Raw genomic sequence first — 23119 nt, 5'->3', positions numbered from 1 at the left:
CTGCCAAAGGACGACAACCACGGCCACGACACCCAGTGTCTGGTAAGCCAAGAGTCTAGTAAGGCAGCAGCGGGTGGGAGAGATTCGGGTCGAGAAAAGACTCCAGCTCCAGGCTGGCGTCTTCCGGGTAAAGGGTACTTACCGTTAAGCGAGGCTCAGAGACAAAGGCGGTTGGCCCCAGCGCCCCTACCATCGTACTGACACTGAAGAAGCGCTGCCGCTGGCCATGTACCGGGATCTCTACCCGAAAGCTGGCCATCGGCTCTATCGCCGCCGCGCGCTGACACCAGTCGTCGGGCAGTGACTCGCTGGCCAATAGCCGCTCCAGGGTCGCGCGATCCTCGGGGCGGTTGTACAGCAATACCGATTGCTGAATCGACATCACCACCAGCGACAGGGTGTCGCTCCAGTCGCTGACCGCCTCGCCGGCAAGGCGCGAATCGAAAAGAAAGTCGTAGAAATTGCGAATACCGGCCAGCTCTTCCGGCGACAGCAAGGCGGAATAAAAACTCAGCCACCCGCGGTTTACCATCAAAATGTTGGCGGCGCTGTCGATCACCGAGGCGGGGTAAGGATCGAGAGAGCGCAGCTTGATCGCCATCGCCTTGCGCAGCCATTTCATCTCCGGCGAGTGAAAGTCCTGCGCCGGCTCCACCGGGGCATATCCCGCCGACAACATCAAATGGCTCTGGTCACGGCGGCCCAGGTTCAGCGCCTGGGCCAGCTGTTCCAGCATCGCCAGACTCGGACGGCTGCTGCCATTTTCAAGGCGACTGATATGCCGTGGCGAGCTGCCAATACGGTGGGCCAATTCCTCCTGGCTGAGCTGGTGAACACCACGCCAGAACTTCAGAAATTGACCAAAACTGTTTAACAGCTCATCGTGACTCAACGTCGCCCCCGGCCATGCAAATTCCCATTCTACCCCGCACTGGCGGCGCTGTCGCAACCCGGAGTTAAACGCTGCTTACAAGGACGATGCGCCGCCGCTGATCGCCACACACTGGCCGGTCATATAAGTATTCTGCGGCGACAGCAACAGGATCATCGCATTGGCAACTTCCTGTGGCTGGCCCAATCTCTTGAGAGCACAGCCCCGGCTGAGGGTGGCAGCCATGGCCTCAACCCCGTTGACCTTGGCAGAGGGCGACTCCGCCACCATCGGCGTGAGAGTAAAGTAAGGACAGGCGGCGTTAACCCGAATATTTAACGGCCCCAGCTCCATCGCTGCGGAACGGGTCAGGCCCACCACCGCGTGCTTGGCCGCCGCATAAGCGGCAATGCCCGGTGCTCCGCCCAAGCCGGCCATCGATGCGATGTTCAGAATATGGCCACTGCCCTGACGCTTCATCTGGGTGATCTGGTAGCGCATCCCCTGTTGCACACCACCCACGTTCACCGCCCACTGACGATTCCACTCCACGCTGTCGATCTCTTCAAAGGCGACAAAATCCTGGGCGACACCGGCGTTATTAATCGCAATATCCAGCCCCCCGAACTCTGACACCGCGGTGTCCACCAAACGGCGGCAGTCTTCCTCAACCGACACATTGCTGAGCTGGGAGAAGACCTTGGCGCCCCCTGCGCGCAGTTCAGCGGCCAGGGTGTCTACCGCCTGTTGGTTGATATCACCAAGCACCAGACTGGCCCCGCGTTGGGCCAAGCCCTCTGCAAGCAGTTTACCGAAGCCACTGGCCGCGCCGGTAATAATGACCCGCTGCCCGGAAAAATCGAGTAATGCATCCATAAATCGCGACTACCTATAGCAATAAAAAGGGTGTTTAAATGGTCAAACCGCCATCGACCACAATGCATTCACCGTTGGTGTAACTGGACGCATCGCTGGCCAGATAGACCACAGTGCCCGCCATTTCTCCCGGTTCGGCATGACGGCCCATCGGAATATTCGCCACCGCCTCGCGGTAAATATCCTCGTGGGAAAACAGCGCCCCGGCAAATTTGGTGTTGGTCAGCCCCGGTAGCAGCGCATTGCAACGAATACCCAGCGCGCCGCACTCCTTGGCAAAGACCTTGGTCATATTCACCACCGCCGCCTTGGTGACGGAATAGATTCCCTGGGCCGGCCCCGGCTGCAGGGCATTCACCGAAGCGGTATTGATGATCACCCCCTTGCCCCGGGCCTTCATCAGCTTGCCAGCCTCAACCGACATAAAGAAATAGCCGCGAATATTCACATCAACGGTTTTATTGAACGCCGCCAGATCGGTGTCGAGCACATGGCCAAAATAGGGATTGGCCGCTGCGTTGTTTACCAGAATATCCAGCTTGCCGTCGTGGGACTCACGCAAAAAGGCAAATACATTTTCGATGTCGTCGAGCTTGCCAACATTGCAGGCAATGGCTTCGGCACTGCCGCCCAGCTCGGCAATTTTGGCCACCACACCGTTGCAGTCGTCGAGTTTACGGCTGGACACAATCACGTGGGCTCCCGCCTCGGCCAGCGCAATGGCAATGGCCTCGCCGATGCCCCGGCTGGCACCACTGACCAGGGCAGTTTTGCCCTCAAGACTGAATAATTCTTTGTACATAACTCACTCCCAATGAATGTTAGCCGCGCCGCCCCGTTGACAGCATCGGTGTAATTACGCGCCGTGCAGGGCGATCTGCCGTCCCATTGCCGCAAGGGGGCCAACGAAGGCCCCCGCCGCCTTGGCCTGTTTACTGGAGGCATTACCCTGGGCGGCGCGCTTGGCCACTCCCTGGGCAATGGCTGCCAGACGAAAGAAACTGAAGGCCAGATAAAACTCCCAGTGCTCAATCTTTTCTATACCGCGAATCTCGCAGTAGCGGCTGACCAACTCCTGTTCCGAGGGAATTCCCAGCGCCTCGCAATTGATCCCCGCCAGCCCCTTGGAGGCAGGACTGTCGTTGGGCATACGCAACTGCATACAGTGATAGGCCAGGTCAGACAGCGGATGGCCCAATGTCGACAGCTCCCAATCCAACACCGCTACCACCTCTTCCCGCTCGGAATGAAACATCAGGTTGTCCAGCCGGAAGTCACCGTGCACAATTCCCAGAGCACCATCATCCTCGGGAATATTCTCCCCAAGCCAGGTCATCAGCGCCTCCATCTCGTCGATACGGCCCAACTCGCTGGCCCGGTACTGGGTGACCCAACGATCGATCTGGCGCTGGTAGTAATTGCCCGGACGGCCGTAATCACTCAAGCCTACCGCCGCCGGGTCCACCGCGTGCAAACGCGCCAGCACCTCGACAATGGCGAAGTGCAAGCGGCGGCGGGCGGCATTGTCGTTCAGCTCCGGCAGCGCGGAATCCCAGAAAATCCTTCCGGGAAGAAACTCCATCACATAGAACATCGAGCCGATTACCGCCGTGTCTTCACACAGGTGGTAGGCCTTGGCCACCGGTACGTCTGTTTCACCCAGCGCACTCAGCACGCGGTACTCCCGGTCCACCGCGTGGGCCGACTTAAGCAGCTTGCCCGGGGGCTGACGGCGCAGCACATAATCGCCGGAGGCCGCGCTGATTTTAAACGTGGGGTTGGACTGCCCCCCGGCAAATTTTTCCGCCGTGGCTGGCCCACGAAAACCCGCTACATGGGCCTCCAGATAGGGCAGCAGCACGTCGAGATCGAGACTGTCTACAGCTTGCATGGTGTTGTTATCCTCGGCACAGCCATTGTTGTCGTCAGTACTTCAACCCTGGGCACGTCGCGCCATGTCCCGTCCCAGCTGCATCATATGCACTTCATCGGGGCCGTCGGCCAAACGCAGGGTACGCATCATGGCGTACATATTGGCCAGGAAGGTGTCCTGGCTGACCCCGGTCGCACCGTGGATCTGAATTGCCCGGTCGAGCACCCTCAGCGCCATATTCGGGGCGACAATCTTTATCATCGCGATCAGGTCCTTCGCGCCCTTGGCGCCCTCCTCGTCCATCCGCTGGGCCGCTTTCAACGTCAACAAGCGCGCCTGCTCGATCTCACAGGCCGACAGGGCAATATCCTCTCGCACTGATTGCTTTTTGATCAGCGGTTCACCAAAGGCGACCCGCTGATTGGCGCGATCAATCATCATTTCAAGGGCCCGCTGAGCGGCGCCGATGGCGCGCATGCAATGGTGGATACGGCCTGGCCCAAGGCGACCCTGGGCAATTTCAAAGCCGCGCCCCTCACCGAGAATAATATTCTCTACCGGCACCCGCACATTATCGAAGACCACCTCGGCGTGGCCCTCGGGGGCATCGTCATAGCCAAAAACCTGCATTGCCCGAACAATGTTCACCCCGGGCGTCGACTTCGGCACCAGTACCTGCGACTGCTGCAAATGCCGACTGGGGTTCTGGGGGTCGGTTTTACCCATCACAATCAGAATTTCACACTGCTTGCGACAGGCCCCGGAAATATAAAACTTGCGACCGTTAATCACGTACTCGTCGCCGTCGCGCTCAATACGGGTTTCAATATTGGTGGCATCCGACGACGCCACCGCAGGTTCCGTCATCGCGAAAGCCGAACGAATTTCCCCAGCCAACAGAGGCTCCAGCCATTGCTGTCGCTGGCTTTCGTTGCCGTATTTGGCCAGAACTTCCATATTGCCGGTGTCCGGTGCGGCACAGTTAAACACCTCGGAGGCCCACACTACCCGACCCATTTCCTCTGCCAGTGGCGCGTAGTCGAGGTTACTCAAACCGGGGCTGTATTCGCCGTAGGACCTGGGCAAAAACAAATTCCACAACCCTGCCTCACGGGCCAAAGCCTTCAGCTCCTCCATTAGCGGCGGTGTGCTCCAGCGCTCCTGCTCGACCTGCTCGTGCATCAGGGCTTCATTGGGAAATATATGCTCATCCATAAACCCGCGAAGCCGCTCAAGAAGCTCCATCACATTGTCGCTGTAAGAAAAATCCATAGCCGTACCTGCCCGTGCTGATGAGAAAGGGAAAGGCCAGTCACAAACCGGCCCCACAGAGTAGTAAACGTAGCTGAAAAATCAGCCCTGTCGCGGCCAATAGCGGAGAAAGCACATATTCCCGCCGAGCAGCCCAGACGTTCAAAACAAACGAAAATCATAGGCCACGGATTCCATTAGCAAAAATGGCAAATATTCATGGGGGGTTATGAATCTGCTGCATAGCAGACGAAGGGGCGTAAGACATCAGGCAAGCCGGGGCCAGAGAAGCCACGCCGCCGGCCGACGAGTAGAGAAAAGCGGCGGCCTCAATGCTTGGTTATACGCGGAAAAAGCCGCAGATTTTAGTCCAACGGCTGCCACTTGTTATGATTTTTAAGTTGCGCCAAAATGTGTATCGGAACAGCAATCTATACACACAGGTGCAGTATGAGAACCAACATAGTAATTGACGACCAATTAATGGCGGACGCTCTACAAGCAACAGGCCTACAAACAAAAAAAGAGGTGGTAGAAGAAGGACTCAGAACCCTGATAAAAATGCAAAAGCAGGCCGAAATTAGAAATTTGCGAGGCAAACTTAAATGGGAGGGGGATTTAGACGACATGAGAAAGAATAAGTGATAGTCGTTGATACGAGCGTTTGGATAGACTACTTCAATGGCCGAGATACGCCGGAAACAGAGCGGCTGGACTCGTCTCTCGGCAATAGCGTTGTCGCTACCGGAGATTTGATAGTATTGGAAATTCTGCAAGGCTTCCGCTCGGATAAAGACTATAAAACCGCAAAAAAATACCTATCCTCTTTGCACCAGTACAATATGCTTACACCGGATTTAGCAATTAAAGGTGCTGAAAATTACCGCAAGCTCAGAAAGAAAGGCATCACTATCAGAAAGACTGCAGATGTGATAATTGCTACATTTTGCATTGAGCACCGACTTCCCCTTTTGTACACAGACAAAGACTTTTTGCCGTTTACCCAACACTTGAAACTACGCTCGGTGGTTGAGAAGTCTTAACGACTGACGCACAGGGAAAGCACTGAGCCGCAGGCAGAACGAAAAAGCCGTCGCGGTGCTTGGCCTTGTCAGGGCTTACAGTGCATAGTTGTACGGCATTTCCGCACATGAGGCTGCCCACATGGACACCATTAGCGTGAAAAAATTTAGAGACAACCTGAAAACCCTTGCCGAACAAATAGTTAGCCGACACGAGCCGCTGAAGGTTATCAGGCGGGACGGAGCGGCGTTTGTGGTTATCAATGCCGATGACTGGGAGCGAGAACAGGAGACCCTTTATGTGCTCCAAAACAAGAACCTGATGCAGCAGATTGCCGACTCCCTTGATACTCATACCCTCAGCCAGGGCTACAAACCGACTGCCGAGCAAATGAATAAGATCACTGGCGCACCACCAAAATAGCAAGCCGCAATTTGCCCAACGGCGTTTAGTGTTTCATTCTCGGTGAAGCCTCAAATGTCATCGAATAGTTCTTTAAAGGCATTATGCCCGGTAGGATCGGTCGCATTCAGCGGATTATTGTGAACGTAGCTGTATCAGGTTGTAGCCCTGAGTATTTACTGCTCCATCAATAATTGAGTCCGCTTGCAAGAACCGCCCAAGCCGACTGTCATAAATCCGCCCGTTCATATGGATGCGGATAATTTATGACTACAAAAATGCTTAAGTAAAATTACTGGCCGAGAGTTCTCTTGATCGCAGCGCTAGCCAAAGGCTTGGCCCATTCAGGCATGGGGTTTACCGGGTGGGAGTCAAAAACATCACCACTCAATGAAAATAAGCATACAAGGTGAGGGCCATTTTCATCCGCTGGCTCGGAGTTATCGAATACCCGAACAGCCGCACATTTCGGTATCAATCCCAGCATGTTATGGATCGCGCCTTTCCAGCGTTCCCGAATTTTGTCTTCGGGTATGTCATGCCCGCCATTCGCGACTCGGGAAGCAACACGTTCGATGTGTAGATCAGGCGATGCCAAGCCACAAAAAAATATGCGCACATCATGACCCTGATCAATAGCGTCATGAAGCAACTGACAAATGGAGTTGCCACCCAAAGTAGTTTCAAACGTGTAATCTCGCCCATCTTTGATGGCTCTGGACAGTTGATCGAAACCCATTTGCCAAGCCTGGGCATTGGCCTGACTGAGAGAAAGCTGGGCATCAGCTTGCATCAAGCTTCGAGCGATTTCGTCCGGATTGAAATAGTCACCTCCAGCATTGCGCACGCTAGCACCAGCGATAGAGCTCTTACCTGCCCCGTTTACACCCGCAATAACTGTGATCACCGGATTTCCGTTTTTCCTGGTTTATACGACTGCCGCAAATCATCTGGGCTTGCAGAAAATAACGCGTCAGCCGCCTGGCGTGACTGTGGAGATACGATACTCTGGTACAGCTCCTCGTATTCATCCGCTTCTTGAGAAATTTCTACTTCTTTAACTCTTTCAATCAGTTCTGCGTATAGGGCTTTCATACGTACCATTTCTTCGTAATGGCCAACGCTCATAACAACCGCTGCATCTCGCTTCCGCAGTTGCAATCGCATGACGCCTCGCCCTTGAGTTATCTCAGTCAACGACGCTTCGATCCGCCGCCCAAAATCCTTTCCTCCCTTGCTAGCTAAGGATGATGTCGGGGAAAGCCAACTCAGATTTTGAATAAGGCGCATGGCATGTCTTACTAAGCCATTTTGGCTCGCCATCCCCTTGGATTGGGTAACAGGATTGCTGATCATAACAACCACCTCTTGCTGAGAACTTACCGATAACTATACCCCAAAAGTGCCACTTGTGCCACAAGTGGCACTTTATAATTATAGTGCCCCACCAGTACCTGACCTCGCCGCCGGATGCGTCTTGGCATACACCTCCCTTAAATGATTGATGGTCACATGGGTATACACCTGTGTCGTGGAAATATCCGCATGGCCGAGCATCTCTTGCACCACCCGGATATCCGCGCCGTTCTCATGCATCAGGGTCGCCGTGGAGTGCCGGAACAGGTTGCAGGCCCCCGGCTTTCGGATACCGGCCCGGCGGACGTATTTGGACACGATCTGGGTCAGTTGATGCTCCCGGAATGGTCGGCCCCGGTTATCCAGGAACAGCGCATCGCCGGAATCCAGTTGCTGTAGTCCAGGCCTCACATGGGTCAGATAAAGCTGTACCCAAACACAGCCCGATTTGGCAATGGGCACCCGACGATCTTTCTCGCCTTTATCCTTGCGGATGGTGAGAATGACCTACGACCCAGACATTTTTCCTGGCGCACTTTTCACCTTGCACCATACAAATACAGCGAATATAAAACACGGCTTAAATACACAGCTTTCGGTGAGGGAGTTTCGTGATGTCGTCGTCAGCATCCCCATTCCTTGAGTCAATCCGCGAGCATAGTTGGTGCGGCACTATCGCCGCTGCACTGTAAGCACGTACTTGTACTGGATTCCTTACTTTATGGTATTTCGTGAAAAAAAACACCCTGTCGACTGATGAACGTACCGGTGTACTTGAATCGTGGCAGCCACCGCTGGCAAGGGGCAGGCCGATGCCAGAGCAATCACTGAATCCGTAACGGGGACAGACGGTAAAGCCAACCTAGTCGTCGAATGCTTCAATCCCTGAAGCCAACACCTCACAGATCAGCGCCCGCAGCCAACAGTTGGCAGGGTCGTTGTCTACATTTTGATGCCAGTAGAGGTATAAGCTCAGTGGCGGCATTTCGCAGGGAAAGGGCAGCACAACCAGTTTGGCATCGCGTTCTGCTTCGCGGGCGTAGGCGTAACCGGCGGTCAACACCAGGTCGCTACGACTGGCCGCCGCAATCGCCGCGTGAATGTTCTGGCTGCGCAGGCGAATATTGCGCTCTTTTCCCAGACGGTGAAGCTCTACGTCTTCTACCCCACGTCCGGCGCGACGTCCGCTGATCTGGATATGGTCCAGCGCCAGATAATCATCGAGGGTGATATTTCGTTTTTGCCCCAGCCGGGGGTGATTTTTTCGAGCAATCACCACCAGCCGGTCGTCACTGAGTTTGCGGTGACGCAGACTTCCGGATACCGGCTGCAATACGTCTATCGCGAGGTCGACCGAGCCACTGCTCAGGTCTTCCTCCAGGCTGCGACGTTGGAAGCGCACGCTGGACAGGCTGATACCGGGGGCTTGTTGCAGCACTTCGGCAACTATTCGCGGCAGTAGAATCGACTCCAACTGTTCGCGCATACCCACGGCAAACATGCGCTCGGCCCGAGCCGGGTCAAAGGAGGAAAAATCGTTGAGGGAAGCGCGCAGCCCCGACAGCAATGGCGCGATTTTCTGTTGCAGATTGCGCGCCTTGGGGGTGGGCTGCATGGTTTGCCCGCTGCGTACAAACAGCGGGTCGTCGAAACAGTCCCGCAAGCGAGTGAGGGCGTGGCTGACCGCCGACTGACTCAGATGCAGTTTTTTACCCGCCGGGGTAATGCCGCCCTCGCTGTATATCGTCGAGAACACCACCAGCAGGTTGAGATCGATTCGCTCCGGATTCACCGTTTTTGTCCCAGCAACAATTTGCCGCAGTATACGTCAGCTGGAGGGCTTTACCGAAAACCCGTCGCGTCGACTAGGGGTTGATCACCACCTTGCCCGACACGCGGCGTTCCATCAGCGCCTGAATCGCCTCGCCGCCCCGCTCCAGCGGGTAGCTGCCGGAAATTCGTGGCTTGAGTTTACCATCAAGCATCCAGCCAAACAGGGTGGTCAGGTCGGCAATATTGTTTTGCGGCTCCCGTTTGACAAAATCACCCCAGAACACACCGTTGATCGAGCAGCCCTTGAGCAGGGTCAGGTTCAGCGGAATTCGGGGAATTTCGCCATTGGCAAAACCAACCACCAGCAAGCGGCCACGCCACGCCGACGAGCGCAATGCCTGTTCGGTGAAGGGGCCACCGACAGGGTCGTAGATCACATCCACGCCCTTGCCGTCGGTTAGCGATTTCAGCCGTTCGCGCAGGTTTTCACTGCTGTAGTTAATCAGCTCATCGGCACCGTGGGCTTTGCACACGGCCAACTTGTCGTCGGTGGAGGCTGCGGCAATCACCCGCGCGCCCAGCGCCTTGCCGATTTCCACCGCGGCCAGGCCCACTCCGCCCGAGGCACCCAACACCAGCAGGGTTTCGCCCTGTTGCAAGCTGCCGCGGTCCTTCAGTGCGTGGTAGGAGGTACCGTAGGTCATCACAAAGGACGCCGCCACGTTGTAGTCCACCCCCGGCGGCATGGGAATTACCACACCGGCGTCGGCGCACACCTGCTCGGCAAAAGCGCCCCAACCGGTAAAGGCAATCACGCTGTCGCCGGGTTTTACCGAAGTCACCCCTTCGCCAACCTTGAGCACGACTCCGGCGCATTCCCCGCCCGGCGAAAAGGGCAGCTCGGGTTTGAATTGGTAGAGGTTTTGAATAATCAGCGTGTCGGGAAAATTCACCGACGCCGCCTTGACGCCAATCACCACCTCACCAGCGGCAGGTTCGAGGTCAGCAACCTCTTCCACCACCAGTGTTTCCGGTAGACCGTGTGTTTTACATAGCAATGCTTTCATTCGATTCTCCCGAAAAATACTGAATTCCGCCGCTAGCGGCTTAGCCGACAACCTGTACGGCGAGCCACTCGGCGATCAGCGCTGGCTTGTCTTCGCCCTCAATGTCCACAGTGACCTCAGTGGAAAGGCGAAATTGATTGGGTTTGGTTTCCTCAATCGACAACACTTTGGCACGGGCACGTATACGCTTGCCGACCCTTACCGGCGCCAGAAAACGCACTTTTTCAAAACCGTAGTTGATGCCCATTTGCGTGCCGTCGATAACCAGGCCGTACTGCCCGGAAAAATGCGACAGCATCGACAGGGTGAGAAAACCGTGGGCAATGGTGCCACCAAAGGGCGTCTGTTTTGCCTTTTCTTCATCGGTGTGGATGAACTGATGATCGAGGGTAACATCGGCAAATTGATTCACCCTTTCCTGACTCACTTCAAACCACTCGGTGGGTTCCAGTTCCTGTCCCAGGTAGTTTTGTATCTCGTCGCGTGAAATTATTTTCATGGTTTTTCCCTATGCCTGAGGGTTCACTGTAAACATGGCTGACTGCCGCTTCAACCGTAGAGAGTAGCGTTTTCACTACTCCAGTAACAGGACATGGGATGACGGGGTAGAACACCGGCGCTCACCCCTTGAAAAATTAAAATCCGTTGCAGCGACAAATTCTCTCGTTTAGTATTTCGCGAAATCAGGTGCCCGAGGAGTAGTCACTCCAAAGGTGAAACGGGAAGCCGGTGACTCATCCACACAAGCAATGGGATGACATTCCGGCACTGCCCCCGCAACGGTAAGTGAGCGAAAAGCGACAGTCACCACTGTGCTCAGCAGCATGGGAAGGTGTCGCCTCGGTGGATTGCAAATGTGCAACGCCGCCACTCACGAGTCCGGAGACCGGCCTGGTTAATAATCGACGCAGGGCAATGTGCCTGCCGGTCGATGTCACTCAATCTGCGGTGGGCAGATAGCGTGTCGGAAGCCTCGTTGCCTAACTACGCCCGAAGTGTATCTTTCGATCGCTGTCGTTCGCTGCTGAATTTATGTCAGGAGCAAGTCATGCATATCGAACCCGGAATGATTTCGGCGGCCAAACTCGCCTACGCCAATGTCAGTGCCCTGGCACTACTCGGCTTTTACGGCAGAACCCTGTTGCTGTCCCCCGCGCTGTTGTTGCGCACCGCCATAGCGGCTCTGTTTTTCTCGCTGTTTATGCAAAGTTTTCACCTGTCGGTGGGACCCTCTGAACTGCACTTTATCGGCGCGATGACTCTGTATTTAACCCTGGGCTTTGTGCCAACCCTGTGTGGCTTTGGCGCGGGATTGCTGCTGCAGGGGCTGCTATTTGAACCCCACGACCTGCCCCATCTCGCGGTGAATTCACTGTCACTGATTATGCCGCTGATTGCTGTCCACGCCGCCCGCAGCCGCTTCGCCATGAACCGACTGAACTGGCAGACGGTGCTTAAACTGGACGCCATGTACTACAGCGGTGTGGCCGGCATGGTGGCGTTCTGGCTGTCGATGAGCGACGCCTCGACATCGGTGGCCGCCTGGGCAAGCTGGGCGTCGTCCTATCTGGCCATTGTTATTATTGAGCCACTGCTGACCCTCGCTACTGTTGCGGTGCTGACGCATTATCGCGATCGTCCCATTGTCGCTCGCTGTTTCGACACTCAGCACCTGAACGGGGCCACCAGCTGATGACAAGCGTCCTCTGCCCGGCCCTGTTTATCGCCGCCCCGGCCTCTGGCCAGGGCAAAACGACGGTGACCGCCGCCCTCGCCCGCTGGCACCGCAATGCCGGGCGTCGCGTGCGGGTGTTTAAAACCGGCCCGGACTTCCTCGACCCGCTGGTGCTTGAGCAGGCCTCCGGCGCGCCGGTATACCAGCTCGACCTGTTTATGGGCGGCGAAGCCCACTGTCGCGATCTGCTGTATCGCGCCGCCTGTGAGGCCGACCTGATTCTGGTGGAAGGCGTAATGGGCTTGTTCGATGGCGAACCCAGTGCAGCTGATCTGGCCCGTCGCTTTGGCCTGCCGGTGCTGGCGGTGATCGACGGCAGCGCCATGGCGCAAACCTTTGGCGCCCTGGCCTTCGGCCTGGCGAACTATCAACCGGATCTCAGCTTCGCCGGGGTGATTGCCAATCGCGTCGCCAGCGAGGGCCATCGGGCATTACTGCAAAACAGTCTGCCCGCCGACATTCCCTGGTACGGCGCACTGGGCCGCGACGAGGCCATTGCCCTGCCCTCCCGCCACCTCGGATTGATGATGGCCGGAGAGATCAGCGATCTCGACACCCGTATCGACACGGCGGCCCAAGCCTTGGCCGACACCGCAGCGGTTGACCAGCCTCCGGCCATCCGCTTCGACCCAGCGTCCCCCCAGGCCAGTATTGCGCCACAGCTAAATGGGCAGACCGTGGCCATTGCCCGTGACGCGGCCTTCGCGTTTCTCTATCGCGCAAATATCGACTGTCTCCAGGCACTGGGGGCCGAGTTACGCTTTTTCTCGCCGATTGCCGGCGACGATCTTCCCCCCTGCGACAGTGTGTATCTGCCCGGTGGCTACCCGGAATTGCACCTTGCTGCCCTGTCCCGCAACCGCAATCTGGCGGCGTCGTTAAAGCGGCATGTCGCCGAGGGCAAGCCGCTGCTCGCTGAATGCGGGGGAATGCTCTACCTGCTCGACTCCCTCAGCGACCGCGACGGCCAGCGCGGCGACATGGCGGGTATTCTGCCCGGCCACGCCCGGCTGCAAAGCCGACTCGCCAATCTGGGCTTGCACAGTGTCGACCTTACCGAGGGTGAACTGCGCGGACATACCTTTCACCACTCGCTCACCCAAACCTCGCTGACCCCGGTGGCGTTTACCGCTGGCAAGCGCGGCAAGCCCGAACCGATCTTTCGGCAGCAGCGCCTGCTGGCGTCGTATTTCCATTTTTATTTTCCCTCAAACCCGAACGCTATCGGGAGGTTATTCGCAGCATGACTGGCACCGTATGGTTCGTCGGCGCAGGTCCCGGCGACCCCGAACTTATGACGCTAAAGGGTCGTGACCTTATCGCCCGCGCCGGCGCAATACTCTATGCCGGTTCTCTGGTTTCCGAGGCGGCCACCCGCTGGGCCCCGGACAACTGCGACATCTGCGACTCCAAGGGCATGACTCTGGAGGAGATCACCGCGTGGCTGATTGAACGCGCTCACCGCCATTCCACGGTTATTCGGTTGCAAACCGGCGACCCCGGCCTGTATGGCGCACTGATTGAAATGATTCAACCGCTGGACGCCGCGTCGATTCCCGTCGAGGTGGTTCCCGGTGTGTCCTCCGCCTTTGCCTCTGCGGCCGTGGCCCAGGAAACCCTGACCCTGCCCGAGGTCACCCAAACCGTGATTATCAGCCGGGTAGAAGGGCGCACACCAATGCCACCGGGGGAGTCTCTGGCGGCCCTGGCGCGCCATCACTGCACCCTGTGCCTCTACCTGTCGATCACCCTGCTGAAGAAGATTCGTCTTGAACTACTTGCCGCCGGGTGGAAGGACGACTCGCCGATACTGGTGGTACACAAGGCCACCTGGCCGGGCGAGGAACGCGTGATACGCGGCACCCTGGCAACCATTCGCCAGCAGTGCATCGACGCGGGGGTTAACAGCCAGGCGATGATTATTGCCAGCCCCACCCTCGGCGCCCGCCACCAGGGGGAACTGAAAAAATCCAAACTCTACGACGCGCACTTCAGCCACCGCTTCCGCAAGGCCAGTAATGGCAATACGACGCGTCTGACAAGTAACACTTACGAGGACAGCACCCATGAATGAAGTGGTATTACTGGTCGGCCACGGCTCGCGACAACAGCAGGGCAACCGGGAAATCGAACGCCTCGCCGACCTCTGGCGTGCCAGCCGCCCCGACCTGCACATAGAGGTTTGCTTTATTGAGTTTGCCGAGGTGATGTTGAGCCAGGGGCTAAGCAGAGCCGCAAACAACGCCCGGCGGGTCATCGTCGTGCCGCTGATTCTCAATGCGGCAGGCCATGTCAAAATGGAAATTCCCGAGCACGTCGCCGAGGCGCGGCAGCAGCACCCCGGCGTTGAGTTTGTATTGATGCCCCATCTGGGCGCCAATGACGGAATCCTCGCCATCCTCAAGCGCCAACTGCGCGAGGCAATGAATGAGCTGGACGTCCCGGACCCACAAACCACCGGCGTGATTCTTCTCGGCCGGGGTGCCAGCGACCGCCAGGCCAACGGCGAAGTTGCCAAAATGGCCCGCTGGCTCCAGGAAGACACCCGCCATGAATTGGTGGATATCGCCTTCACCGGCATCACCTGGCCTCGGCTGGAGCGGGTGGTTCAGCGCCACGCGCAGCTCGGCATGATGCAAATTGTGGTACTGCCCTACTACCTGTTCACCGGCACACTGATCGAGCGCATAGAACGCCAGGTGGCTAATCTCACCCGGCAATACCCCCAACTGCGCTTTGCTCAGGGTCACTATTTCGGCTTTGAACCGGAGATTATCGACCTGCTTAACCAGCGTGTGGCCGATGCCGCTGCGGGGCAGCCCACTTCGGCTCTGTCCTGTGATGGCTGTAAATACCGCGAATTGGCCGCCGAACTCGGGCATGGCCACAGCCACGACCACAGCCACGCTCCCCATCACCCGCAACAGGAAGAAGTCGCGGCCCTTATCCCGGAGGCCAGCTGCTGATGAGCTACAACCCCCAGGGCAATACCGCCACCGAGCAAATGACCAAATTAGGCCAGGCGATTGAGCACGAGTCCTTTGCCATTGTCGATCGCGAGGTCGGCGAGCATCGCTACGGGCCCAGCGAGTGGCCGGTGGTACGACGAATGATTCACGCTACCGCGGATTTCGAATTTAACGGTTTAACCCGGTTTCACCCCAACGCCGCTGCCGCCGGCAGCCGCGCGATATTAGCGGGCTGCCCTATCGTCGCCGATGTGGAAATGATCTGTGTCGGCGTATCCAAACCGCGACTGGCCCACTTTGGTTGTTCGGTGCATCACTTTATCAGCGACGACGATGTCATCGCCGATGCCAAGGCCGCCAACAGCACCCGCGCCGTCTTTGCCATGCGCAAAGCCCACCGCCACGGTTTACTCGACAACGCCATTGTCGCCGTGGGCAATGCCCCCACCGCCCTGCTGGAGGTTATTCGGCTGATTCGCGACGAGGGTCTGCAACCTGCCCTGATTGTGGGAATGCCGGTGGGCTTTGTTTCCGCCGAGGAGTCCAAGGCCCTGCTGGCGACCCTCGACACCGTGCCGTGGATTATCACCGATGGCCGCAAGGGCGGCTCCACGTTGGTCGTCGCCGCCCTGCACGCCCTGCTGGCATTGGCTGAACAGCAATCCCGAGGACGCTGACCGGCAACACCATGAAAAAGGTTCCCGCCAAAAAACGTCTGCGCACCGGCTTTACCACCGGCGCCTGCGCCGCTGCCGCCGCCCGCGCTGCGGTACAGGGCCTGCTGGAAGGCGAGGTTCCGCCCCATGTCAGCTGCGAACTGCCCAATGGCCAGTGGGTGGATTTTGCCGTGACCGACAGTCACTGCGACGGGCAATACGCCCGCGCGGTGATTATCAAGGACGCCGGCGACGACCCCGACTGCACCCACGGCGCTCATATAACTGTTGAGGTGAGGCGCATTGTCGGCGCCAGCGACAGCGTGCAATTGGTCGGCGGCGAAGGCGTTGGTCGCATCACCATGGCGGGACTCGGACTGGAGATCGGCGGGCCGGCGATCAACCCCGTCCCACGGCGCAACATCGAACAAAACGTGCGCGCCGTCGCTGCCGACATACTGGCCCGCGACGGATTGCGCATTACCATCTCGGTGCCCGGCGGCGAAGAGATGGCAAAAAAAACCCTCAATGCACGGCTGGGTATTCTCGGCGGTATTTCCATTCTCGGCACTACTGGCATCGTTCGCCCCTATTCCACCAGCGCCTTTCGCGCCAGCGTGGTTCAAGGCATCAAGGTTGCCGCCGACCAGGGTAATCGCTGCGTCGTACTCACCACCGGTGGCCGCACCGAACAGTTCACCATGCGCGAGTTGCCCGAGCTATCCCCCGCCTGTTTTATTCAGATGGGGGATTTTCTGCGCTACGCCCTCGACGCTGCCGCCGACTGCCAACTGCCTGAGGTGGTGATCGGCGGCATGGTCGGCAAGCTGACCAAAATGGCCCAGGGTGAAACCATCACCCACGCCGGGCGGGCCGAGGTGGATACCGGTCTGCTCGCCGACATCGCGGCTGAAATCGGCGTGGCCGCTGCGGTTTGCGACGACATTCGCGCGGCGGAGACCGCCCGCTATGCCAGTGAGCGCATTGCCGAACTGGGACTGTCCTCACCCTTTCATCAGGCCCTGGCCCAGCGGGTGGTAGACACCTTGCTGACGCGCTACCCCAAACAGTTCCGCCTGCGCGTGCTGATGTGCGATTTCAGCGGCGAAAAAATCGCTGAAGCGATCGGCTATCCGGCGAACGATTCATCTTCTACCCCTGTTAACGAGAGCATTCTATGATTGAGCGTTGTGCCATTATCGGCGTGCTGGACAGCGGTGCCGCGTCCCTGTCTACTCCGGCGCTGGAGCGATTACGCCGTGCACATATGGTCATTGGCAACCGTCGCACACTGGATTTATTTGCCGACGAACTGGCGCCCGACGCCGACCTGCGGGATCTGACAGGCAATATCAGCCGCACCCCGGAGTGGATACGCGAGGCCCAGCAGGACAATCTGCGCTGTGTGGTATTGGCCACCGGCGACCCCCTGTGCCACGGCATCGCCGCCTATCTGCTCAGCCGCCTGTGTGTCGATGCCTTCGATATTCTGCCCAATGTCTCTACCATTCAACTGGCCTGCGCCCGGCTGAGCCTGCCCTGGCAGGAACTTAAAATCTGTTCGATCCACAGTCGCGACGCGGGCGAATGGCAGCCGGAAGCCAGCCCCGACCACGGTCTCTACCCCCTGCGCCACGCGCTGGCGGAACACGACCGCATCGCGGTGTTAACCAGCCCGGACAACTCCCCGGACCGGGTCGCCCGCATGTTGCTGAGCGCCGAACTCGACCAGCACTTTCAGATGGCTGTGGTCGAACACCTGGAGATGCCCGACGAACGTGTTGTCAGCGGCCTGCCCATCGCCACCCTCGCCGAGCGCCGCTTCGCCGACCCGAACGTCGTCTTGCTGTGGCGCCAGCAGGCGCGTCGCAAACCGGTGTTACTCGGCCACGCCGACCACAGTTTTCAGCAGCGCAGCCCCGAAAAGGGCTTGATTACCAAGCGCGAGGTACGCGCCGTTTCTCTGGCCCGCCTGCAACTGCGCGCCGACAGTGTGGTGTGGGACATCGGTGCAGGCTCGGGCAGCCTCGGTCTGGAGGCGGCACAGCTGTGCCGCGAGGGCTATGTCTACGCCATTGAGAAAAACCCCGCCGACCTCGCCAACTGCCGGGCCAATCAGCGCGCCCTAGGACTGCACAATTATCGCGTCGAACTGGGCAAAGCGCCGGACGGGCTCGACAGCTGGCCAGACCCCGACGCGGTCTTTGTCGGCGGCTCCGGGGGCGAGGTGGCGGCGTTGATATCATTGATAATTCAGCGGCTGAAGCCCGGTGGCTGCTGTGTGCTGAATTTTGTCACTGTCGAGAACTTGTCCTGTGCGGTAGAAACCCTGAAAAGCCTCGACGTCAGCTGGGACATCACCCAACTGCAAGCCTCCCGCAGCAAACCCATTTTAGCCATGCAGCGATTGGCCGCCGAGAATCCGGTGTGGGTGGTGTGTGCCGAGAAACCCACACCGGACAGCGAATCCCCGGAGGGTCGCACATGAAGCAGGGCAAGTTGATTGGCGCATCCCTCGGTCCCGGCGACCCCGGCATGATTACCCGCGCGGCCTGGGAGGCCCTGCACAGCGGTGCCCGCTGGTGCTGGCCCGTGCGCCGTAAAAACGGTGAAAGTTACGCGCTGGCGATCGCCCTGGCCGGGGGCCTGCTGCCGCCGAATGACGGCATGGCACTGGTCTTTCCGATGACCCACGACCGCGCCAGGTTGGAAAAATACTGGCACGCCGCCGCCGAGACGGTGATCGCCGAGCTGCGCCGGGGTCGCGATGTGGTGTTTCTGGTTGAAGGGGACGCCTCCACCTATTCCACCTTCGGCCACCTGGCCCGAACGGTGCGGGCGCTGGCCGCCGACCTCACTATAGAAACCCTGGCGGGCGTCCCCGCCTACAATGCGGCCTGCGCTCGCCTCGCCCAACCCCTGGCCGATGTAGACGATACCGTGGCCATTGTTCCCGCGGCCTACGGGGTAGCCGTGGTAGACGCCATGCTGGCGGATTTCGATACCCTCGTGCTGTTGAAAGTCAAACCCCTGCTCGACGAGCTGATCGCGCTGCTGCGCCGCCGCGGCCTGCTGAGCCACTCCCGCTTTATCGAAAAAGCCGGCAGCGCCGACGAACGGGTGATCCACGACATCACCCTGCTTGAAGGACAAAAGGTGAACTACCTGTCGTTGCTGATTGTGCGCAACCCCGACCGCATCAAGGGCGAGCGCCAACGGGGCTGTCGCAAGGCCGCGCCGCCCCCCAACCCATCTGCCGCTATTGGAGAAACCTGACATGAACCCGGAACTGGAACCCGCGCTGGCCAATCAGCGCACCGTATTGGTGGCCATAACCAAACACGGCGCCCGCCAGGTCAGCGCCCTGGCCCCGACTCTGCCCAGCGCCCATATTGTCGCCTCGGCCAAGGTGGCAGAGGCCGTGAGCGGAGTAAGCAATCACTGTCATATTTATCAGGGCGCGCTGCGCGACGAAATACCCGCCCTGTTCAGCAATTACGACCAGGTGGTGTTTTTTGTTTCCCTGGGCGCGGTGGTAAGGCTGATCGCCCCTCACCTGAAATCCAAGGAGGAAGACCCAGGCATTCTGGTAGTAGACGATGCGGGGGATTACGTCATACCGGTATTGTCGGGCCATGTCGGCGGCGCCAACGCCTGCGCCGAGCAACTGGCTGATCTGCTGGGCGCCACCGCCGTGCTCACCACCGCCTCGGACGTGGGCAAGACTATTCCTGTGGATATTCTCGGTCGCGGCCTCGGCTGGACAGTGGACGCCCCGAAAATCAATGTCACCCGGGTTTCCGCCGATGTGGTAAACGGCGAGCCCATTGCCTTTATTCAGGAAGCGGGCTCGCCCCACTGGTGGACCCGCCCAACCCCCCTGCCGGACAATATTCACCTGTTCGACAGTTTCGCTGAGGTGGACCTTGACCGTTTCAAGTCGCTGCTGTGGGTGACCCACCAACCGGTGAGCGACCAACTTTGGCAGGATTTGAACGAGCGGCTGGTGGTTTACCGTCCGCCGGTGGAGGCCTGATGAAACTTGCTATTGGAATGGGCTGCGACCGCGACACCGCCTTTGCCACCCTGCACCAGGCACTGGCAGAAGCCCTGGCGGTCATCGACGCCGGCCACAGCGACATCGACCTGTTTGCCTCCATCGATAAAAAATCCGACGAGGTCGCCCTGCTGCAACTGGCCCGCCACTACCAAAGGCCCCTGCAGTTTTACACCGCCGCTGAACTCGCCGGCGTGACCGTCCCCAACCCCTCTGAAACCGTGCGTCGTTTTATGGGCACCCCGGCGGTGTCAGAGGCCGCCGCCCTGCTCGCCGCCGATGCCGACAGCCGCTCCCTGCTGCTGGAAAAATACAAATACCGCGGGGCCGATGGCAAAAATGCCACCGTCTCCATCGCCGCCATCGCACCGTTCGATGCTGGGCAGCAACGCCTCGATTCGACCACTCAACACTGCAACCGTGAGACTTCTCTATGACTAGCGGAACCATTTTTCTGGTCGGCCTTGGGCCGGGCAGCGAAGACCATATGAGCGCGCGAGCGCGCAGCGCCATCGCCGAAGCCGACTGTATTATTGGCTACACCACCTACATCAAACTGGTCGCCGATCTGGTGGACGGCAAGGAAGTGATCCGCAAGGGCATGACCGAAGAACTGGACCGCTGCTTTGAAGCTCTGGCCCGAGCCCGCGAGGGTAAAAAGGTGGCGCTGATTTCCTCCGGCGACAGCGGCGTGTACGGCATGGCCGGCCCCACCTACGAGGTTTTACTGGACAGTGGCTGGCGCCCCGGTGACGGCGTAGACGTGGAAGTGATCCCCGGCAGTTCGGCGATTAACAGCTGCGCCGCATTGGTCGGTGCGCCGCTGACCCACGACGCCTGCACCATCTCCCTGTCGGACCTACTCACCCCCTGGCCGGTGATCGCTCGCCGTCTGGAGGCCGCTGCCCGCGCCGATTTTGTCGTTGCCCTGTACAACCCCAAGTCCGGCCGTCGCACCGGGCAAATCGTTGAAGCCCAGCGCCTGTTGCTGCTTCACCGCCGCGCCGACACTCCGGTGGCGCTGGTCAAATCTGCCTACCGCCGCCGCCAGCGCATTGAGCTGACGACGCTGGAGCATATGGCAGACTGCGACATTGGCATGTTGACTACGGTGATTGTCGGCAACAGCAATACCTTTGTTCGCGAGGGGCTGATGGTCACCCCAAGGGGCTACGCCAATAAATACAGCAAGGCCGATTCCGGAAAGACCACCAAGGACGGCGAGCAATCCGGTCGCTCGCTGAGCATGGGCCTGACCGGCTGGAAGGATCAACTCTGCCACTGGCTGGCCGAGGACAACAACCGTACCCTGCGCGCAGCCCAGGCCCACTTTGACATGCCCTTTGCTGAAGTGCTGTCGGCGATTGCCGCTGCCCCGACTGAGGGTGGGGTCTGTCCCCCTGACTGGACGGCCTGTGCCATTGGCCGGAAAGAGTTTGCCGCCTCGCTGGCCTTTGCCGAGGGCTGGCCGTCACTGCGCGCCGTGGTGCGCACCGAGGCCGGCAGTGTCGTGGAGCTGCTGCTGAGCAGCAGCAACTTTGCCATCAAGGGTGACTGGCTTAACCTGATTACCGACAGCGCCCACTTGCATATTCCCTGGCACAAGGTCACCTCGGTATGGGTCGCCGGGCAGCGGGGGAATATTCAGGGCATTTACTACTGCGACGCCAGCGGCCATCGCCTGTTGACCCTGCAACCCACCGGCGCAGCGATCCCCTTTGACCCCACCACTATTACCGAGCAGCTGCAGGTTTGCACTGCTCCCGACCAATCTTTAGCGGAGGAATCCAGCCATGCCAGCTGACACCCTGATTGCCACCGACAGCTCCAGCGCCACAGCGCCTGAGCTGATCAAACCCAAAATGGGCAGCTATCACCGCCATCTGCTGCTGTGTACCGGCCCGCGCTGCACCCCAAATGGGGAATCCCAGGCACTGTTCGACAGCCTCGGCGCCAAATTCAAAGCGGCGGGTATCGACAAGGGCGCGCTGCGGGTCAAGCGCACCCGCACTGCCTGCTTTGCCACCTGCAAATCCGGCCCCATACTCTGTGTGCAGCCGGACGGCATCTGGTATTACAACGTGACTGAAGAAAACCTCGACCGGATCATCAACGAGCACCTGGTCAATAATCAGCCGGTGGAAGAATGGGTGTTCCACCGCAGTGATGGTGACTGCGGTGGCTGACGACAGCCACCGGTTTCGTGTGAGGCGGCACGCTACCAGTAGCGGTTGATAAAGCCGTAGAAGCGCTCCATCGCCTCCCTGGCCTCGGGTAACATCGACATTAACTGTAAGTCGTGGCATTGCCCGGGCCAGATATCCAGCTCCACCGGCACCCCTGCTGCCCGCGCCTTGTCGGCACCTATCACTGCAATATCCCTCATCAATTCGGTGCTACTGGTGGTGAAGTACAGCGGTGGATAGCCCTCAAAGGTTTGACGCAGGGGCGAGGCATCGAGGTCAGTGGCCTCAGTGGTGCCGAGGTAAAGGCTGCGGAAAAACAAAAAGGAGGACACTCGAAACATCGGGTCGCGTCCCTCATTTTCGTAAAAAGAAGGGGCCGACAGCGTCCAGTCGCCCGCGGGTGAAAACAGGCTCGCCGAGCTGGGCATGGCCAGCCCCGCTGCTCGAATCCGCGCCAGCACCGACAGCACCAGCCCACCTCCCGCAGAATCACCCAGCAGGGCAATACGACTGGCGTCAACGCCCTTTTCCAACAGCATTACATAGCTTTCATAGCAGTCATCAATCGCCGCAGGATGGGGGTGTTCCGGCGCCAACCGGTAATCCGGCAGCACCCCGATAGCGCCGAGACGCTGACAAATACCCGCCAACATCAGCCGGTAACGATTCGGCGAGCGCAGGCAGTAGGCGCCACCGTGGAAGAACAACACATACCGCGCGGCGCTGCGGTCGCCGGAAAAGTCCAGCGGCTCGAGCACGCTGCTTTGGCAGTGGGATTGCGCCACCTCGTCAATGCGACAGAGCCGCTCTGCCTTGTTGGCGTCGCGGGCATCCATGCGGGCAAGGCGCGCACGCAGGGCCTCGAACTGCCCCCGGGAGCGAATGGGACGCCGCAGCAAGATCAGCAACAGATTGAAAATTCGGCTTAGCAGGCTTTGCTTCATCGGCACATCCCTGTGGGTCGCCCCGGGCTGGCGACAGTTAAACTGCAGAAGGGGAGCGGCCTTACCGGGCCGCCGCAGTG

At 58.9% G+C, this 23119-nt stretch carries 27 protein-coding genes and 1 riboswitch; of the genes, 15 read left to right on the top strand and 12 right to left on the bottom strand.

Annotation, left to right across the window (positions count from 1 at the left end; genetic code table 11):
• Positions 1-55: 55 nt before the first annotated feature.
• The 5 genes from HCU74_RS18185 to HCU74_RS18165 all read right to left on the bottom strand — a co-directional run bounded on the left by HCU74_RS18185 (position 56) and on the right by HCU74_RS18165 (position 4892).
• Positions 56-892 (bottom strand): helix-turn-helix domain-containing protein, encoded by an 837-nt coding sequence (locus HCU74_RS18185; protein WP_168451860.1) that lies wholly within the window; start codon positions 890-892, stop codon positions 56-58.
• A 75-nt stretch (positions 893-967) separates the two neighbouring features.
• Positions 968-1747 (bottom strand): SDR family NAD(P)-dependent oxidoreductase, encoded by a 780-nt coding sequence (locus HCU74_RS18180; RefSeq protein ID WP_168451859.1) that lies wholly within the window; start codon positions 1745-1747, stop codon positions 968-970.
• Positions 1748-1781: 34 nt separating this feature from the next.
• On the bottom strand, positions 1782-2549 hold the full coding sequence (locus HCU74_RS18175) for an SDR family oxidoreductase (protein WP_168451858.1): 768 nt from the start codon (positions 2547-2549) through the stop codon (positions 1782-1784).
• 54 nt (positions 2550-2603) lie between these two features.
• A complete protein-coding gene (locus HCU74_RS18170; protein ID WP_168451857.1) occupies positions 2604-3638 on the bottom strand; it encodes a phosphotransferase in 1035 nt (344 codons plus the stop codon).
• 42 nt (positions 3639-3680) lie between these two features.
• A complete protein-coding gene (locus HCU74_RS18165) occupies positions 3681-4892 on the bottom strand; it encodes an acyl-CoA dehydrogenase family protein (protein WP_168451856.1) in 1212 nt (403 codons plus the stop codon).
• A gap of 429 nt (positions 4893-5321) precedes the next feature.
• Here HCU74_RS18165 and HCU74_RS18160 point away from each other — a divergent pair, with 429 nt between their 5' ends.
• From HCU74_RS18160 to HCU74_RS18150, 3 genes are all read left to right on the top strand, one after another.
• Positions 5322-5516: a type II toxin-antitoxin system VapB family antitoxin gene (locus HCU74_RS18160; protein WP_168451855.1), complete on the top strand. Its 195-nt coding sequence runs from the start codon at positions 5322-5324 to the stop codon at positions 5514-5516.
• Entirely contained in the window at positions 5513-5914 is a 402-nt protein-coding gene (gene vapC, locus HCU74_RS18155; RefSeq protein ID WP_168451854.1) for a type II toxin-antitoxin system VapC family toxin, read from the top strand. The genes HCU74_RS18160 and vapC overlap by 4 nt, the downstream gene beginning before the upstream one ends.
• 121 nt (positions 5915-6035) lie before the next feature.
• The gene (locus HCU74_RS18150; RefSeq protein ID WP_168451853.1) at positions 6036-6317 is read left to right on the top strand and encodes a type II toxin-antitoxin system Phd/YefM family antitoxin; all 282 of its coding nucleotides are present in this window, start codon (positions 6036-6038) and stop codon (positions 6315-6317) included.
• Positions 6318-6588: 271 nt separating this feature from the next.
• On the opposite strand, the gene HCU74_RS18145 is transcribed toward HCU74_RS18150, so the two are convergent.
• From HCU74_RS18145 to HCU74_RS18120, 6 genes are all read right to left on the bottom strand, one after another.
• Complete coding sequence (locus HCU74_RS18145) at positions 6589-7203, bottom strand: AAA family ATPase (protein WP_168451852.1); 615 nt, start codon at positions 7201-7203, stop codon at positions 6589-6591.
• The gene (locus tag HCU74_RS18140; protein WP_168451851.1) at positions 7200-7652 is read right to left on the bottom strand and encodes a hypothetical protein; all 453 of its coding nucleotides are present in this window, start codon (positions 7650-7652) and stop codon (positions 7200-7202) included. Before HCU74_RS18140 ends, HCU74_RS18145 begins: the two co-directional genes overlap by 4 nt.
• 78 nt (positions 7653-7730) lie before the next feature.
• Positions 7731-8147: a tyrosine-type recombinase/integrase gene (locus HCU74_RS20095; protein ID WP_345889714.1), complete on the bottom strand. Its 417-nt coding sequence runs from the start codon at positions 8145-8147 to the stop codon at positions 7731-7733.
• A 367-nt stretch (positions 8148-8514) separates the two neighbouring features.
• On the bottom strand, positions 8515-9444 hold the full coding sequence (locus HCU74_RS18130; RefSeq protein ID WP_168451850.1) for a LysR substrate-binding domain-containing protein: 930 nt from the start codon (positions 9442-9444) through the stop codon (positions 8515-8517).
• Positions 9445-9517: 73 nt separating this feature from the next.
• A complete protein-coding gene (locus HCU74_RS18125; protein ID WP_168451849.1) occupies positions 9518-10492 on the bottom strand; it encodes an NADPH:quinone oxidoreductase family protein in 975 nt (324 codons plus the stop codon).
• Positions 10493-10532: 40 nt separating this feature from the next.
• On the bottom strand, positions 10533-10991 hold the full coding sequence (locus tag HCU74_RS18120) for a MaoC family dehydratase (RefSeq protein ID WP_168451848.1): 459 nt from the start codon (positions 10989-10991) through the stop codon (positions 10533-10535).
• Between the two features lie 169 nt (positions 10992-11160).
• Positions 11161-11401: riboswitch (cobalamin riboswitch) on the top strand.
• A 139-nt stretch (positions 11402-11540) separates the two neighbouring features.
• On the opposite strand from HCU74_RS18120, the gene HCU74_RS18115 reads away from it, so the two are divergent.
• Genes HCU74_RS18115 through HCU74_RS18060 form a run of 12 tightly spaced genes read left to right on the top strand, consistent with a single transcriptional unit; the run spans position 11541 to position 22095 of the window.
• Positions 11541-12185: an energy-coupling factor ABC transporter permease gene (locus tag HCU74_RS18115; RefSeq protein WP_168451847.1), complete on the top strand. Its 645-nt coding sequence runs from the start codon at positions 11541-11543 to the stop codon at positions 12183-12185.
• On the top strand, positions 12185-13474 hold the full coding sequence (locus HCU74_RS18110) for a cobyrinic acid a,c-diamide synthase CobB (RefSeq protein WP_168451846.1): 1290 nt from the start codon (positions 12185-12187) through the stop codon (positions 13472-13474). The genes HCU74_RS18115 and HCU74_RS18110 overlap by 1 nt, the downstream gene beginning before the upstream one ends.
• Positions 13471-14301 carry a precorrin-4 C(11)-methyltransferase gene (gene cobM / locus HCU74_RS18105; RefSeq protein ID WP_168451845.1) on the top strand — a complete coding sequence of 277 codons (831 nt, stop codon included), beginning with the start codon at positions 13471-13473 and terminating at the stop codon, positions 14299-14301. Before HCU74_RS18110 ends, cobM begins: the two co-directional genes overlap by 4 nt.
• Entirely contained in the window at positions 14294-15193 is a 900-nt protein-coding gene (locus tag HCU74_RS18100) for a sirohydrochlorin chelatase (protein WP_168451844.1), read from the top strand. Before cobM ends, HCU74_RS18100 begins: the two co-directional genes overlap by 8 nt.
• A complete protein-coding gene (locus HCU74_RS18095; protein WP_168451843.1) occupies positions 15193-15873 on the top strand; it encodes a precorrin-8X methylmutase in 681 nt (226 codons plus the stop codon). Before HCU74_RS18100 ends, HCU74_RS18095 begins: the two co-directional genes overlap by 1 nt.
• 11 nt (positions 15874-15884) lie before the next feature.
• The gene (locus HCU74_RS18090) at positions 15885-17033 is read left to right on the top strand and encodes a cobalt-precorrin-5B (C(1))-methyltransferase (protein ID WP_168451842.1); all 1149 of its coding nucleotides are present in this window, start codon (positions 15885-15887) and stop codon (positions 17031-17033) included.
• Positions 17030-18340, top strand: coding sequence for a precorrin-6y C5,15-methyltransferase (decarboxylating) subunit CbiE (gene cbiE / locus HCU74_RS18085; protein ID WP_168451841.1), 1311 nt, complete (start codon positions 17030-17032; stop codon positions 18338-18340). The genes HCU74_RS18090 and cbiE overlap by 4 nt, the downstream gene beginning before the upstream one ends.
• Positions 18337-19128, top strand: a complete 792-nt coding sequence (cobI, locus tag HCU74_RS18080) for a precorrin-2 C(20)-methyltransferase (protein WP_168451840.1) — start codon at positions 18337-18339, stop codon at positions 19126-19128. The genes cbiE and cobI overlap by 4 nt, the downstream gene beginning before the upstream one ends.
• 1 nt (position 19129) lies before the next feature.
• Entirely contained in the window at positions 19130-19888 is a 759-nt protein-coding gene (locus HCU74_RS18075) for a cobalamin biosynthesis central domain-containing protein (protein ID WP_168451839.1), read from the top strand.
• Positions 19888-20346, top strand: coding sequence for a cobalamin biosynthesis protein (locus tag HCU74_RS18070; RefSeq protein ID WP_168451838.1), 459 nt, complete (start codon positions 19888-19890; stop codon positions 20344-20346). The genes HCU74_RS18075 and HCU74_RS18070 overlap by 1 nt, the downstream gene beginning before the upstream one ends.
• Complete coding sequence (gene cobJ / locus HCU74_RS18065; RefSeq protein WP_168451837.1) at positions 20343-21713, top strand: precorrin-3B C(17)-methyltransferase; 1371 nt, start codon at positions 20343-20345, stop codon at positions 21711-21713. The genes HCU74_RS18070 and cobJ overlap by 4 nt, the downstream gene beginning before the upstream one ends.
• Positions 21703-22095, top strand: coding sequence for a (2Fe-2S) ferredoxin domain-containing protein (locus HCU74_RS18060; protein WP_168451836.1), 393 nt, complete (start codon positions 21703-21705; stop codon positions 22093-22095). The genes cobJ and HCU74_RS18060 overlap by 11 nt, the downstream gene beginning before the upstream one ends.
• A 32-nt stretch (positions 22096-22127) precedes the next feature.
• Here HCU74_RS18060 and HCU74_RS18055 read toward each other — a convergent pair whose 3' ends face one another.
• The gene (locus HCU74_RS18055; RefSeq protein ID WP_168451835.1) at positions 22128-23039 is read right to left on the bottom strand and encodes an alpha/beta hydrolase; all 912 of its coding nucleotides are present in this window, start codon (positions 23037-23039) and stop codon (positions 22128-22130) included.
• Between the last annotated feature and the right edge of the window lie 80 nt (positions 23040-23119).

The sequence above is a fragment of the Spongiibacter thalassae genome (assembly GCF_012272835.1).
Taxonomy (GTDB): domain Bacteria; phylum Pseudomonadota; class Gammaproteobacteria; order Pseudomonadales; family Spongiibacteraceae; genus Spongiibacter; species Spongiibacter thalassae.
The sequence above is the reverse complement of the archived record's forward strand: the minus strand, read 5'-3'. Positions and strand labels throughout refer to the sequence as shown.

What these genes read in the sequence shown, in the direction of transcription:
- HCU74_RS18180 (WP_168451859.1), bottom strand. Translation starts at nt 1,747, where the DNA reads ATGGATGCATTACTCGATTTTTCCGGGCAGCGGGTCATTATTACCGGC.
- HCU74_RS18175 (WP_168451858.1), bottom strand. Translation starts at nt 2,549, where the DNA reads ATGTACAAAGAATTATTCAGTCTTGAGGGCAAAACTGCCCTGGTCAGT.
- HCU74_RS18170 (WP_168451857.1), bottom strand. Translation starts at nt 3,638, where the DNA reads ATGCAAGCTGTAGACAGTCTCGATCTCGACGTGCTGCTGCCCTATCTG.
- HCU74_RS18165 (WP_168451856.1), bottom strand. Translation starts at nt 4,892, where the DNA reads ATGGATTTTTCTTACAGCGACAATGTGATGGAGCTTCTTGAGCGGCTT.
- HCU74_RS18160 (WP_168451855.1), top strand. Translation starts at nt 5,322, where the DNA reads ATGAGAACCAACATAGTAATTGACGACCAATTAATGGCGGACGCTCTA.
- HCU74_RS18150 (WP_168451853.1), top strand. Translation starts at nt 6,036, where the DNA reads ATGGACACCATTAGCGTGAAAAAATTTAGAGACAACCTGAAAACCCTT.
- HCU74_RS18140 (WP_168451851.1), bottom strand. Translation starts at nt 7,652, where the DNA reads ATGATCAGCAATCCTGTTACCCAATCCAAGGGGATGGCGAGCCAAAAT.
- HCU74_RS18125 (WP_168451849.1), bottom strand. Translation starts at nt 10,492, where the DNA reads ATGAAAGCATTGCTATGTAAAACACACGGTCTACCGGAAACACTGGTG.
- HCU74_RS18120 (WP_168451848.1), bottom strand. Translation starts at nt 10,991, where the DNA reads ATGAAAATAATTTCACGCGACGAGATACAAAACTACCTGGGACAGGAA.
- HCU74_RS18115 (WP_168451847.1), top strand. Translation starts at nt 11,541, where the DNA reads ATGCATATCGAACCCGGAATGATTTCGGCGGCCAAACTCGCCTACGCC.
- HCU74_RS18110 (WP_168451846.1), top strand. Translation starts at nt 12,185, where the DNA reads ATGACAAGCGTCCTCTGCCCGGCCCTGTTTATCGCCGCCCCGGCCTCT.
- cobM (WP_168451845.1), top strand. Translation starts at nt 13,471, where the DNA reads ATGACTGGCACCGTATGGTTCGTCGGCGCAGGTCCCGGCGACCCCGAA.
- HCU74_RS18100 (WP_168451844.1), top strand. Translation starts at nt 14,294, where the DNA reads ATGAATGAAGTGGTATTACTGGTCGGCCACGGCTCGCGACAACAGCAG.
- HCU74_RS18095 (WP_168451843.1), top strand. Translation starts at nt 15,193, where the DNA reads ATGAGCTACAACCCCCAGGGCAATACCGCCACCGAGCAAATGACCAAA.
- HCU74_RS18090 (WP_168451842.1), top strand. Translation starts at nt 15,885, where the DNA reads ATGAAAAAGGTTCCCGCCAAAAAACGTCTGCGCACCGGCTTTACCACC.
- cbiE (WP_168451841.1), top strand. Translation starts at nt 17,030, where the DNA reads ATGATTGAGCGTTGTGCCATTATCGGCGTGCTGGACAGCGGTGCCGCG.
- cobI (WP_168451840.1), top strand. Translation starts at nt 18,337, where the DNA reads ATGAAGCAGGGCAAGTTGATTGGCGCATCCCTCGGTCCCGGCGACCCC.
- HCU74_RS18075 (WP_168451839.1), top strand. Translation starts at nt 19,130, where the DNA reads ATGAACCCGGAACTGGAACCCGCGCTGGCCAATCAGCGCACCGTATTG.
- HCU74_RS18070 (WP_168451838.1), top strand. Translation starts at nt 19,888, where the DNA reads ATGAAACTTGCTATTGGAATGGGCTGCGACCGCGACACCGCCTTTGCC.
- cobJ (WP_168451837.1), top strand. Translation starts at nt 20,343, where the DNA reads ATGACTAGCGGAACCATTTTTCTGGTCGGCCTTGGGCCGGGCAGCGAA.
- HCU74_RS18060 (WP_168451836.1), top strand. Translation starts at nt 21,703, where the DNA reads ATGCCAGCTGACACCCTGATTGCCACCGACAGCTCCAGCGCCACAGCG.
- HCU74_RS18055 (WP_168451835.1), bottom strand. Translation starts at nt 23,039, where the DNA reads ATGAAGCAAAGCCTGCTAAGCCGAATTTTCAATCTGTTGCTGATCTTG.